10 protein-coding genes and 1 riboswitch are annotated in these 12,333 nt (G+C 63.8%); all 10 genes read right to left on the bottom strand.

Going from position 1 to position 12,333, the window contains the following annotated elements; translation table 11 throughout:
• Positions 1-321: 321 nt before the first annotated feature.
• On the bottom strand, positions 322-2,055 hold the full coding sequence (locus ACRAQ3_RS20710; protein WP_432257181.1) for a TniQ family protein: 1,734 nt from the start codon (positions 2,053-2,055) through the stop codon (positions 322-324).
• A 70-nt stretch (positions 2,056-2,125) separates the two neighbouring features.
• Positions 2,126-3,279, bottom strand: a protein-coding gene (locus ACRAQ3_RS20705; protein ID WP_322338182.1) for an IS3 family transposase whose coding sequence is annotated in 2 segments (ribosomal slippage) — positions 2,126-3,006 and positions 3,006-3,279 — 1,155 coding nt in all. Because the reading frame shifts where the segments join, the coding sequence is not laid out codon by codon here.
• Between the two features lie 142 nt (positions 3,280-3,421).
• The gene (locus ACRAQ3_RS20700) at positions 3,422-4,423 is read right to left on the bottom strand and encodes a FecCD family ABC transporter permease (RefSeq protein ID WP_322338284.1); all 1,002 of its coding nucleotides are present in this window, start codon (positions 4,421-4,423) and stop codon (positions 3,422-3,424) included.
• Between the two features lie 50 nt (positions 4,424-4,473).
• The gene (locus tag ACRAQ3_RS20695; protein WP_322338183.1) at positions 4,474-5,421 is read right to left on the bottom strand and encodes an ABC transporter substrate-binding protein; all 948 of its coding nucleotides are present in this window, start codon (positions 5,419-5,421) and stop codon (positions 4,474-4,476) included.
• A 3-nt stretch (positions 5,422-5,424) separates the two neighbouring features.
• Positions 5,425-6,219, bottom strand: coding sequence for an ABC transporter ATP-binding protein (locus ACRAQ3_RS20690; protein ID WP_322338184.1), 795 nt, complete (start codon positions 6,217-6,219; stop codon positions 5,425-5,427).
• Positions 6,216-6,494 (bottom strand): hypothetical protein, encoded by a 279-nt coding sequence (locus ACRAQ3_RS20685; protein ID WP_322338185.1) that lies wholly within the window; start codon positions 6,492-6,494, stop codon positions 6,216-6,218. The genes ACRAQ3_RS20690 and ACRAQ3_RS20685 overlap by 4 nt, the downstream gene beginning before the upstream one ends.
• A 109-nt stretch (positions 6,495-6,603) precedes the next feature.
• A riboswitch (cobalamin riboswitch) is annotated at positions 6,604-6,822 on the bottom strand.
• A gap of 200 nt (positions 6,823-7,022) precedes the next feature.
• Entirely contained in the window at positions 7,023-8,216 is a 1,194-nt protein-coding gene (locus ACRAQ3_RS20680; protein ID WP_322338186.1) for a hypothetical protein, read from the bottom strand.
• Positions 8,213-8,815: an NADH dehydrogenase ubiquinone Fe-S protein 4 gene (locus ACRAQ3_RS20675; protein WP_322338187.1), complete on the bottom strand. Its 603-nt coding sequence runs from the start codon at positions 8,813-8,815 to the stop codon at positions 8,213-8,215. Before ACRAQ3_RS20675 ends, ACRAQ3_RS20680 begins: the two co-directional genes overlap by 4 nt.
• 18 nt (positions 8,816-8,833) lie before the next feature.
• Positions 8,834-9,445 (bottom strand): HdeD family acid-resistance protein, encoded by a 612-nt coding sequence (locus ACRAQ3_RS20670; RefSeq protein ID WP_322338188.1) that lies wholly within the window; start codon positions 9,443-9,445, stop codon positions 8,834-8,836.
• A 54-nt stretch (positions 9,446-9,499) separates the two neighbouring features.
• The gene (locus ACRAQ3_RS20665) at positions 9,500-12,325 is read right to left on the bottom strand and encodes an ATP-dependent Clp protease ATP-binding subunit (RefSeq protein ID WP_322338189.1); all 2,826 of its coding nucleotides are present in this window, start codon (positions 12,323-12,325) and stop codon (positions 9,500-9,502) included.
• Positions 12,326-12,333: the final 8 nt, after the last annotated feature.

Below are 12,333 nucleotides of genomic sequence, written 5' to 3'. Positions count from 1 at the left end.
CTGAAGGCATAGGGCTGAACGCAGCAGCAGTCTTGTTGCTCTACGTGGCAGCTGTGTGGCTCTTGCAGGCAATGAAGCGACCACCAAAATTTGGCCATCAGCCACCTCTAAGTCATTGATTGCTGGTGGGGCCAAGTGGGCAAAATCCGCCGATTTGTCCTTTTGACCACCAATTCGTGACCATCGAAGGCAACGTCGAAAATTCCAGATGCTTGCACTACTTTCTAAAAACATAGGCCACGGTTTCGATCACTGCAAACGAGAAAGGCCGCCCATCGGGCGGCCCATCAAATCGTCTTTTTTGTGACGCGCGATTAAGCATCAAGGCAGTTCGAACGTCGGGATATCCTGTGCCCGATACATATCAAGGCCGATATCAACCTGACCGAGGACTGGTCGCACCCCCCGCATTTTGAGCCGCTTCACCACGTCTTTTTTCTCGATGCCGTTCGCATTGGCGACACGGATCTCGGTCGTATATTCGGACGCGAAGGCCGCGACATGGTCCTCGCTAAATCGGTAGAAACGGTGCTGTCCGTTTTGGCCATTGATCACGATGGGCTGAAGTCGGGGGCTTTCCTCTCGATGCACCAAATCCCATCCCGTGGACTTCGGAAGTTTCAGACGCGCGAAAGCATCTGAAGCAGAGATTCCGGGCAAATGCTCCGCCTTCGCCGTTCGAACTTCGGCCGGATCGACGAGGATAGCGGCATAGCCTTCCTCACCCTGAAGTCGCATGACGTGCTGAAGGAAGCCACCGAGCACGAGATGCACGATTTCTATGCACGTCAATTTTGCCTTCTCAGAAGCTTTCGAAATCGGGACCATCTGTTCCGGTGCCTTGTCCATGGGCCGTGCGGAACTGCGCAGGGCAGTCAGGAACCTGTCGATATCTTGGTTGGCGATGGCCTTCCGGGTTCGCCCGGGGGCTTGGAACCGGCCATCCGCGATCGGATCGAGCATACCCTCGTCGACGAGTTGTCCGGCCTGTGGGCGGCTGCAATTCAACGCCGTTGGTAGCGATTTCATCTTTGTCGAGCGCTGGATTGAAGACGCGACACGCCGTCCGGCAGCGGCATCAAATACGCAATAGGGGGCGCCATTCTTTGCGGCCGGGACGAGCCCGTGGGCAGCAAGGACGTTTCGCAGCGTCCGCGGATTGAGGCCTGTCTCCGCTTTGAGCGACTCCACGCTGTGAAGCCGACGCTCCTTCAGCGTTTCGCCCAGGATCGTCGTGCCAGCAGCGATCTCCATTTCCGCGAAGATATGCTCCCGCATGATGCGCCGGATGTCGCCCGGATCTTTTGTATTCTTTGGCGACGCCAGCCACCTGTAGGGCGCTCCAAGGACATTCCCACGATCAGGTTTACCCCCTTGTTGGAGAAAGTCGGCCTGAACGTTGCGGAGCGCTTCCCGTATGCCCTCTTCTCCTTTTGCAGTGACTTCGTATCCGGCGCGGCCAGCCGCGTCCCATTGGCTCTCGACGAGATCACCGGACGTTGCTTTTGGTCCGAATTCGAGAAGCACTCCGAGTTTCTCGGTGGTGCGAACAGCTTGTTCGAGCGTCTGACTGTCGAGCCACGACGGACCCGGCGCTCCTTCAAGGCGCGCGACGACATAATTTTGCAATGGCGACGGAGATCTCAGCGCAGCCCCGTCTACCAGCTCATCCAGGGCATCGGCGCGCTCCGGCACCCGCAGGGCCAGCTGGTGAAACGAGTCGTCCCACGCAACCTTCTTTCGACGAACAAGCTCAAGGCCATGCACCGGACAGGTTCGAAAAGGTCGAAGCGTCCAGAGAAGTCGGCCTTTTCGGACCAGGGCAGGATCGCCGCCGAGTTTATCATCCTCGCGCAGACATGCCGGACAGAAGACTGTGTAAGGGCTGGCGAAGAATTCTGCGCTGAGTAGGTTCCCGCGGAGATCGAACCAACGGTTTCCAAGGCTTTGAGCCGAGTTGCGCCGAAGATCAGCCACGTCGACGCCCGCAACGGTGGCCAGACGTTCCAAGGCATGATCCTTGCAGCCCAACAACTTACCACCCTTTATTTCGATGTCGCGAAGAAAAGGGCCGAGCGAGGTGCCTTGAGGTGCTCCCCGATCCTTGGACAGGATCTGGCGCCTTCTAAGCTACTCTTAGCTCCTGCTGATCGGGTTGTATGGTGGGGTTTCTCTGCCAGTAGACCACTGCTGGCGGCTGGCCGCCATGGGCGGAATGCGGGCGCTTTCGATTGTAGAAATCGATCCAGTTCCTGAGCCCCGCCCGCGCCTCCGAGCCGGTCTCCCAGGCGTGCAGGTAGACGCACTCGTATTTCAGGGTGCGCCAAAGCCGCTCGATGAAGATGTTGTCGAGGTAGCGTCCCTTTCCGTCCATTGAGATGCGGACGCCGGCGCGTCTGAGCACGTCGGTCCAGGCGAAGGACGTGAACTGGCTGCCCTGATCGGTATTCATGATCTCGGGTAAGCCGAACCGCTGGATCGCTTCGGTCAGCGCCTCGACGCAGAACTCGGCCTCCATCGTGTTGGACAGGCGCCAGGCTAGCACTTTCCGGGTGTGCCAATCCATGATCGCCACGAGATAAAGGAAGCCGCGCCGCATGGGGAGATAGGTGATGTCGGCGCACCAGACTTGGTTGGGCCGCTCCACGCGCACTCCCCTCAGCAGGTAGGGGTATCGCTTGTGCCCCTTGGCAGGCTTGCTGGTATTAGGCTTCTGGTAGATCGGCATGAGGCCCATGAGCCGCATCAGCCGCCGCACCCGCTTGTCGTTCACTGCGTGGTCCTCGTTGCGCAGATGCCGGGCCATCTGCCGCACGCCGTAGAACGGCGTTTCGAGAAATTGTTCGTCGATCAGCCGCATGAGGTCGAGGTTCAGCTCGGTCTCGCCGGCTGGCCGGTAGTAGAACGACGACCGCGAGAGCGACAGCAGCCGGCACTGCCGCCCCACGGACAGGGTCGGATGGTCTCGCTCGATCATGCCGCGCCTCACGTCCCGCCCCAAGGCTTGAGCTTTCTGGACAAAAAATCGTTGGCGACCGCCAGCTCACCAATCTTGGCATGCAGCTCCTTCACCTGCGACTCGTCGACTTCGGGCGTCTTCTTTCCGCCCCGCTCAAAGACCCCTGAAGCGCCCTCGAGCAGAGCCCGCTTCCACTGATGGATCAGCGTGGGATGCACCCCAAACCGGCTCGCCAGCTCGGCGGCCGTTTGTTCGCCCTTCAAAGCTTCCAACGCGACCTTGGCCTTGAAAGCAGGCGCGTGCTGCTTGCGTTTCGACATCTCTGATCTCCTCGTCGGTGAAGATCAGCAGACAGCAGATCGTAGCTTACGTCAGTGCCCTGAAATCGGGGAGCACCTCACTCTCGCTGGCGCCGAGGCTCTGGGTGGTTTGTCGGACGCTGGTTCTCCTCTCGCTGGGTGTCTACCGCCGAGCAAGGAGCCATACGAAAAAGAGCCCCCCGACAAGGCCCGTCACCACGCCGATCGGGAGGTCCTGCGGCGCCATCACCGTTCTGGCGAACAGGTCGCACCAGATCAGGAACACCGCGCCGAGCAGAGCCGAAAGCGGCAAGACGCGGGCCTGGCTGCCGCCCACGACCATACGGGCGACATGCGGGATCATCAGTCCGACGAAGCCGATCACCCCGGAGAACGCCACCATGACCCCGGTCAGCAGGGCGCCCGCGACAAACACCTCGAGCCGGAACCGCGACACCGCGATACCCAGGGTCGCGGCGGTCTCGTCCCCGATCGTCATGGCGTCGAGATCCTGCGCCCTGAGCCAAAGCCACGGGCCGCAGAGCGCGAGCACGAGGGCGGGGAAAGCCAGATGCGACCATTGCGCCAGACCAAGACCGCCCAGCATCCAGAACAGCGCGGTGTGCGAGGCGCGCGGATCGCCGAGGAAGATCATCGCGTTGGCCCCGGCCATCACGATGAAGGACACCGCCACTCCGGCGAGCACCAGCCGTTCTGCCGAGGCCGCGTCCGCGAGACGTGCCACGCCGAGCACCAACGCCATCGCACCGAGGGCGCCGGCGAAGGCGAAGATCGGCACGGTGGCAAGGCCGAGGATCATCCCGGTGTGCAGCAGCGCGGTGATCGCGCCGAAGGCCCCGCCGGAGGAGATGCCGAGCAAATGCGGGTCCGCCAGCGCGTTTCGCGTGACGGCCTGCAAGACCGCGCCCACCAGCGCCAGCCCCGCACCCACAAGCCCGGCAAGGATCGCCCGCGGCATTCTCAAGTCCCAGACGATGGCCTCGTGACCAGCCGGCCAAGTGACCTGGACCAGGCCCGGCATGAGTTGGTTCGCGATGACACCCCAGACCGTCCGGGCCCCAACGGACACCGCGCCGACACCCACGGCGAAAGTGAAGGAGAGCCCGAGCGCCAGAACCGCAAGCCCGAGCGCGGCCGGAAACATACGCGCCCGCCGGGCCGGAGCCCGGCCTGCGATCGACAGGGAGATATCCGTCATCCCCCCGCCTCGGCGAAGGCCCGGGCCAGCACGCCCACCGCCTCGATGTTGCGCGGGCCCGGCGTGGCAGCCACATAGTCGAGGGTGACGAAATTGTCCTCACGCACGGCGGTCATGCCCGCGAAGGCCGGGTTCGATATCAGGAATTCGCGCTTCTGGGCGGCGGTGACCTCGCCGTAATCGACGATCAGGATCATCTCCGGATCGCGCGCGATCACCTCCTCCCAACCGACCGTCGCCCAGCTCTTCTCGAAATCGTCCACGACGTTGACGCCGCCCGCCGCTTCGATGAGCGCGGTGGGCATGGCGTAGCGCCCGGCCGTGAACGGCGTGTCCTCGCCGCTGTCATAGACGAAGACGCGAAGCGGCCTGGCGCCGTTCCCGGCAGCGTCCTTCTGCCGGGCGAGATCCTCGCGCCAGTCGGCTACCAGCCCCTCGGCCCGCTCCGCGACGCCAAAAATCGTCCCGAGGTTGCGAATGTCGGTATAGAGATCCTCGAAGCTCGCCTTGGGCTTCTCCATCACATGCGCGCAGCTCTCGGCGAGTTCGTAGACCGCGATGTCGAAAGGCGCGAGCGTGTCGGGCGTCACTTCGCCGCCGACATTCATGCCGTAGTTCCAGCCGGCAAAGTAGAAGTCGGCATTTGCCCCCAGCAGCACCTCGCGGCCAGGATATTGCGGCGATAGTTCCGGCAGCGTCTCGACATCGGCGCGCAGCCGCTCGTCGAGGGTCTTCCATCCGGAGACACCGGTGTAGCCGACCATGTGATCGCGCAGTCCGAGCGCCAGCATCATCTCGGTCAGGTTGACATCATTCGACACCGCGCGCTCCGGCGCGGCTTCGAAGGTGATCTCCCGGTCGCAGCTCTGCACGGTCACGGGGAAGGCCTGAGCCGCGGCAGGGGCGGCCAGGAGAAAGGCGACAGGAAGGATTCGGAAAGTCATGGGTCAGTAGGTCCGTTCAGAGGCGGCGAGCGAGTAGGTGAAGCGGGTGCGCCCCGAGGGTTCGAGGCGTTCGCGGCGGGCGGTAACGGAAAAAGCGTGGGCCACGGTCGCCGCATCGAGTGCGACATCCGGCGTCCCATGCGCGATTATCTGACCGCGCGAGAGCACCAGCACCTCATCGCAAAGATCGAAAGCGAGGTTCAGGTCGTGCAGGCTGGTGACGATGGTGACATCGAGGCCACGCAGCATCTCCAGCACCTCAAGCTGGTGGCGGATATCGAGATGGTTGGTGGGCTCGTCGAGGATGAGCACCTGCGGCTCCTGCACCAGCGCGCGCGCTACCATCGCGCGCTGTTTTTCTCCGCCAGACAGCGTGCCGAGACGGCGCTCGGCCAGCCCAGCAAGGTCGAGCCGGTGCAGCGCCGCTTCGACGATTCCGGCCTCGCGTGTGCCGGGACCCGAAAGGCCGCGGCGATGCGGCACCCGTCCCAGTCCCGCGATCTCACGCACACTCAGCGCGAAATCCGTCGGTTGCTCTTGGAGCACAGCGGCGACCCGGCGCGCAGCGGCCCGAGGCGTCATGCGCCACAGATCTTCGCCACCGATATGAACCTTTCCGCCATGGGGCCGATGAAACCGGTAGAGCAGCCGCAGCAGCGTCGACTTGCCGGCGCCGTTGGCGCCGACGATGCCCAGCGTCCGACCGGCGGCCAGCTCGAAGCTCACGCCCTTGAGGATCGCCGGCCCATGACGCGGCCCCCAGCTCAGATCGCTGGCGGAGATGGACGCGGCGGTCATTGCCGAACCCGCAGAGCGGCGTGGGTCACGCGGGGCGGGAACACCACCTCGGGTTCAATCCGGAGCGACACGCGGCCGCGCCGTGCGCGCCAGACGACCCGCCGGCCGCAGCCGTCGAGCCGCGTCGTTCCGGTCAGCTCGAAGCCGGGACCGGCGGCCACGGCAGCGAGGTCGACGGCCCGCCCGAGTTGTCTCGACAGTCTATGGGCGCAGCAACAGCTTGCTCGCGAGGTCGCGCCCGCTTTGCAGGTGGTGTTCGATCTGGTCCGGTCCATGCAGCCCTCCGCGCATTCGCGGGGCTTGCGCACAGAGGGACCGGCGATTTCGGTGCGGCAGTTGCCGACGAGCCATCATGGCCTCCTGTCCGGGACACCCCGCCCGGGTTGAGTGACATCAGCGATGGCAGGTCTCCTGACTTGCGGGTCTACGCTTTTCCGAACCTTCCCGGGCTGTGGAACCCAGTGGTCTTCTCGGAAACGCTCGCCGCTCACAGTTGCGGGGGCAGTCACGGATTCGGCGCCTGTTGGCTACACCTCACCGTATTCCCTTTTCATCCCGCGTCGCCCTCAAGGGCCAACGGGAACCATCACCGCAAAGGGATGGCACGCTTTTCCCCTCGAAGGCAATGTCCAATCACGTGCCGGGGGCATCGAAGGCAGGTGATCTTGGAGGAGCGCGTATGCCTGCAATCGGGAGGGTCCGGGTTCTCGGCTTAGGCTGTCCTTGCCCAAGCCGCTAAGCCTCTGACCAAATTCGGAATGCGGTGGAGGAGCGATGTCTGTTTGCCACTGACTGACGGACTGTCAGCCTGCGAATGGCATGCCAAGAAAGGCGATGAGAACTCCAAGCACACCAAGTGCTGCGAAGCCTGTAGCGCCGGCGACGCGGCCAGAAATCCAGTAGCCGGCCGCCGCTACCGCGCTTTGCAGCGCGTAATATCCAGCGAAAGCCCGAGAGGCGATGGTGATGATCTCGAAAACATTCGCTGACCATGTCAGAACGAGACTGATGCCGGCCAGAAGAACGTAGCCGGTTCGCGGGGCGATCTTGCCGCCCGTGAGTTCGTGCAGAAGGCCGCCCGAGCCGGCCGTGTCGGCCACTGCCGCACTGAACTGGGCGGCCAATGCGGCACTTACCAGAAGTGCCGGAAGCACTGGCGCAACCAATTCCATGAGCGAGATGATGGCCGTCTCCCTTTGCGGGATCGTTCCCGCGGGGAAAAGAAAGCTCAGAAGAAGGATGTAGACCATATAGATGCCGGCGGAGACCCACTGCGCGCGGCTCATGGAGGCGATCCGGGTCTGTGGATCATAGTCCTCGCCAAGGTAGCGGGACGTTTCGAAGCCTTGGACCGTAACCAGTAGCCCGAAGATCAGCCACACCGCGTTCCAGCCAGTAGTTTGGATCGGGTTCAAGATTAGATCGCCCGCGGCGAAGCGATCACCGAAATGGATGCCGAGGCCGAGTAGGAGGCCGGCGATGATGGCGAGCTTGAGAGACACGGAAATCTTTTCCAGCCCCTCGAGCGCGGAAAAGCCCCGCGTCCAACCTATGAATGCGATGAAGAGCAACGCGGCAGTGGCAACTATCCGGGCCGTGGCCGGATCGTCATGCGCCGTAAGGCTGACGGAAAAAGCACCCAGCAGGTTCAGGTAGTAGGCGACTGAAACTGCGTAGGCCGTCGCCAGAACCCATGAGGCCGCGCGGTCCAGAACTCGTTCCGCCACGGAGCGCTCTCCGACCTCCGCAATCCGAGCGATATTACGGCGGATGGCCGCCCCGAACAGAATTGCCACTGTGCAAAGCGCCGCCATTGCGATCGGAGCCAGATACCCGAAGCTGGCATCGAGGATCGGACCGATCACGAGAAACCCGCTGCCGATTATCGAAGCGAGGGGTGTCACGGTAGCGCGCCACCCCTTCGAATCGCTAAGACGCGGATGGAAGAGGATGGCCGCGACCAGGCCAGTCGTGGCGATGATCGCGGCGTTGTTCATCCGCTGCCGGCGGGGTCGCGTTTGCCGGCAGCGATGGTCGTGCCGGTCCACGCGGGCGGGTCCGAGGCAGGGAAAGACTCGAGGCAGGCCTCGAGCACGGGGTCCTCAATATCGTTCTGCTCGCCAGCGTTGCTGTTCCAAGCCACCGATGCATCGCCGCCATCCGGAGCAGATGCAATCGTCGGGTGACGCTTGGTCTCGACACCGCGAGTGGCCGCTGTGTCATGACCTTTTTTGCCTGGAGCCTGTTCCCACCAATAGCGCTGTGGAGCGATGCCGGGGTCCATAGCAGGTGCCTCGAGGACGACATACTTCCAATCGTTCCGTTCGGCATGGGCGATGGCGCTGTCCCGATCCGGGAACGTCAGGCGGATCGGGCGGTAGGCGTCCGCACTTGCGGTCCAGCCCATCAGCGGCTCGATCTGCGGCGGCCTGCTCGGTTCGAACTCGAGCACCCAATGCCGGGGCCGCAGCCCGCGCTGCTTGACCGATCGGGCCGGTCGGTAGATGACCGCCATGGGGACATCGGCGGACCGAAGGTCGGTGCCGGGGATCTTCGGCCGGAATGGCGGGCGGTTGTGACGTTGTAGCCGAAACATTGCATTCTCTCCTTTCCCTTACGCGGTTGCACCCGCGTCTGCCTTGAGCCCGCGGCCGCGCAACTTCAGTCCCAGCAGGATCATCACGACGCCGAAGATTGCGGCATAGACGCCGAGGAGCCAGCCGAGGGCCAGAAGGCTTTCCGTCGGGCGGATGGTCAGAAACCACACGACCACGACACCCAGCAGCACCGAGAGGGCTCCGCTGAGACCCAGCCAGATCTCGCCTTCAATCTCCCTGCGCAGCCGGATCGCCGTCGTGATCTCGAGTATGCCCGAGAACACCGACCAGAAGGCGATGCTGGCCCAGAGGAAGACGGCGAGCACCAACGTCGCGACAAAGGGCGTCACCAGCACCACGAGGCCGGTCAGGATGCCCAGGACGCCGCTGACCGCAAGCCATCCCCAGCGTTCACCTTTGCGGATATTCCGCACCGCCGAGATCAGGCCGAAAACGCCATCTGCGAAGGCGAAGGCGCCGAAGACGAGGGTCAGGGTAAAGACCGCCTCGGCCGGCATCAGCCAGGCCAAAACGGCGATGATGAGCGCAACCATGCCTCGCAGAACGAAGGCCCACCAGTTGCGCGACAGAGTGCAGACCGTGTCTGCATCGAAAACCTTGTCGGTCATGGCGTTCTCCTCCTTTCGGTCCCGGCGGCACCCGGGCCGCCGGGAGTTTTCCCATCACTTTGTGGGCGCCTCCTCGGGCGCGCCGCCACTTGCACTTGATGCGTCAGTCTCTGCCGCATCATCTTTCGCGTCGGTGTCTTGAGTATCCGCCTCGGGTTCCTGACGCTCCAGTTTGTCGAAGACGATCTTCTGTTCGTCGCTCGACCAGGAGACGCGGACACGGTCGCCATCCTCGATCCGGCCGCCCAGCAGTTCGCGGGCCAGTTCCGTCTCGAGTTCCGACCGGATGAGACGGCGCAATTCGCGGGCGCCGAATTCGGGCCGGAAGCCCACGGCGGCGAAGTGATCGACGACGCTTTCGTCGTGCTCCACCTCCACGCCCTGCGTGAGCGCCGTGCGGGCGACGCGCTTGAGTTGCAGCTCGACGATCTGCCGGATCTCCGACTGGTTCAGCGAGTGGAACACGATGATCTCGTCGATCCGGTTGATGAATTCCGGCCGGAAGTGGTGCCGGAGCACCTCCATCAGCTCGGCTTTCTGCTTGGTCTCGTCGAATTCCTTCGTGCCCCGCTTCTTCAGGTTCTTCTGAATGATGTCGGAGCCGAGGTTCGAGGTCGCGATAATGATAGTGTTGGTGAAGTCCACCACACGGCCCTTGCCGTCGGTCAGGCGGCCATCATCGAAAACCTGAAGCAGGATGTTGTAGACGTCCGGATGCGCCTTCTCGATCTCGTCGAGCAGGATCACCGAATAGGGCCGGCGCCGCACGCGCTCGGTCAACTGGCCGCCCTCGTCGTAGCCGACATAGCCCGGCGGGGCGCCCACCAGCCGCGCAACGGCGTGCCGCTCGCCGTATTCGGACATGTCGATGCGGATCATCGCGTCCTCGTCGCCATAGATCGTCTCGGCCAACGCCTTGGCAAGCTCGGTCTTGCCGACGCCGGTGGGGCCGAGGAACAGGAAGGTCGCGGTGGGTGCGGAGCCCTCCCGCAGCCCAGCACGGGCGAGCCGCACGGCATCGGAGACCGCGCTGATCGCCTCGTCCTGTCCGATGACGCGCTCGTGCAGCCGGTCCTCGAGTTTCAGCAGTTTCTCGCGCTCCTCGGTGGTCAGCTCGTTCACCGGAACGCCGGTGATCTTGCTGACGATCTGCGCCACGTGATCGCTCCGGACCTCGGCGGTGGCCGAAGCGCGGTCGCGTTTCCACGTCTCCAGGAGTTCGTCGAGCTCGGCCTGCTTTTCCTCGAGCTCGCGTTTCAGCTCACCCGCGCGGTCGAACTGCTTGCGCGCAGCGGCATAGTCCTGCTCACGCTTGATCTGCTCGACCTCGGCCGACAGCTCCTGCACATCGACGGGCCGGGCCGTGGCGGAGATCTTCACCCGCGCTGCGGCCTGGTCGATCAGGTCGATGGCCTTGTCGGGCATGAAGCGGCCGGTGATGTAGCGGTCCGCAAGCTCCGCCGCGGCGATGATCGCCTCGTCGGTGATGGTCACCTTGTGGTGCGACTCGAGCGTGTCGCGCAGCCCGCGCAGGATCATGATGGTCTGCGCAACCGTCGGCTCATCGACATAGACCGGCTGGAAGCGGCGTTCGAGCGCGGCGTCTTTCTCGATATGCTTTTGGTATTCGTTCAGGGTCGTCGCCCCGATCAGGTTCAGCTCGCCTCGCGCCAGCGCCGGCTTGAAGGTGTTGGCGATGTCGAGCCCGCCTTCGCCCCCGCCCTGTCCGGCCCCGACGATGGTGTGAAGCTCGTCGATGAACAGGATCAGGCTGTCTTTCTCCTCGGTGATCTCCTTGAGGATCTTCTGGACACGCTCCTCGAACTCGCCGCGATATTTCGATCCGGCGACCATCGAGTTGATGTTCAGTTCCACCAGCCGCTTGTCGCGCAGCGCCTCGGGGACCTCGCCGGCGACGATGCGCTGCGCCAGACCCTCGATGATCGCGGTCTTGCCGACGCCCGGTTCACCGATCAGCACGGGGTTGTTCTTCTTGCGCCGAGCCAGAACCTCGATCGTGGTCTCGATCTCGCGGGCCCGACCAATGACCGGATCGAGCTTGCCCTCGCGGGCGAGCTTGGTCAGGTCGCGGCTGAATTCGTCCAGGTCGGGGGTGTTGGATGGTGTCTCCACGCGGCCTTCTTCGGCACCCTTGCCGACCACCTTGGTGACCTGCTGGCGCAGCGCCTGCGGCGTGAGGCCCAGCCGGCGCAGGATGTCGGCGGCCAGACCCTCGCCTTCCTCGGCCAGACCGATCAGCAGGTGTTCGGGTCCGACATAGGAGTGACCGAGCTCGTTCGAGGCGACGAAGGCACGGTTCAGTGCGTCCTTGACGCGGGGGCTGACGCCGATCTCGCGCTCGGGATCGCTCGAGTCGCCCTTCTTCGCCTCCTTCTCGATCTGCCGACGCAGATCGTCCCCGTCGATCTTGACCTGGTTCAGGAGCGTCCGCACCACCTCCGACCCGGTCAGCGCGAGCAGAAGATGCTCGGTATCGACTTCGTTCCGCCCGAATTCGTGGGCCTTCTGGGCGGCGTCCTGGAGAAGCTTGTTGGCCTGTCCGCTCAGGCGATCGGCAAGATTGATGCCGCCACCGGAGCCACGGCGGCCGGCGGGGCGGATCGGGATGGTTTCCCCGCTCGTTTCTCCGGGGCCGCCAAGCAGGCCATTACCAAACCCGCGGTCCCCGAAAAACTCGTCGAAGAGGGAGCGTCCGCCGAAGAGGGATTCCAGCGGCGAGGCGGTGCGCCCCTGCCGTCTGGCAAGCTTGCGGTAATCTTCGTCGCACAGCTCCATTGTCCGGCGCTCGCCATTCGACACGACTTGAGCGCGGAACACCGCCGGGCGGGTTTTGCAAACATCACAGATGCCATGAGCCATTGGCTTTC

Origin of the sequence: Limimaricola sp. AA108-03 (genome assembly GCF_050847355.1) — a bacterium.
GTDB lineage: Bacteria > Pseudomonadota > Alphaproteobacteria > Rhodobacterales > Rhodobacteraceae > Limimaricola.
This window is presented reverse-complemented; position numbering and strand designations above follow the sequence as displayed.

Bases quoted from the DNA above. Each gene is read 5' to 3' on its own strand.
- ACRAQ3_RS20700 (WP_322338284.1), bottom strand. From the start codon at position 4,423: ATGTTTCCGGCCGCGCTCGGGCTTGCGGTTCTGGCGCTCGGGCTCTCC.
- ACRAQ3_RS20695 (WP_322338183.1), bottom strand. From the start codon at position 5,421: ATGACTTTCCGAATCCTTCCTGTCGCCTTTCTCCTGGCCGCCCCTGCC.
- ACRAQ3_RS20690 (WP_322338184.1), bottom strand. From the start codon at position 6,219: ATGACCGCCGCGTCCATCTCCGCCAGCGATCTGAGCTGGGGGCCGCGT.
- ACRAQ3_RS20685 (WP_322338185.1), bottom strand. From the start codon at position 6,494: ATGGACCGGACCAGATCGAACACCACCTGCAAAGCGGGCGCGACCTCG.
- ACRAQ3_RS20680 (WP_322338186.1), bottom strand. From the start codon at position 8,216: ATGAACAACGCCGCGATCATCGCCACGACTGGCCTGGTCGCGGCCATC.
- ACRAQ3_RS20675 (WP_322338187.1), bottom strand. From the start codon at position 8,815: ATGTTTCGGCTACAACGTCACAACCGCCCGCCATTCCGGCCGAAGATC.
- ACRAQ3_RS20670 (WP_322338188.1), bottom strand. From the start codon at position 9,445: ATGACCGACAAGGTTTTCGATGCAGACACGGTCTGCACTCTGTCGCGC.
- ACRAQ3_RS20665 (WP_322338189.1), bottom strand. From the start codon at position 12,325: ATGGCTCATGGCATCTGTGATGTTTGCAAAACCCGCCCGGCGGTGTTC.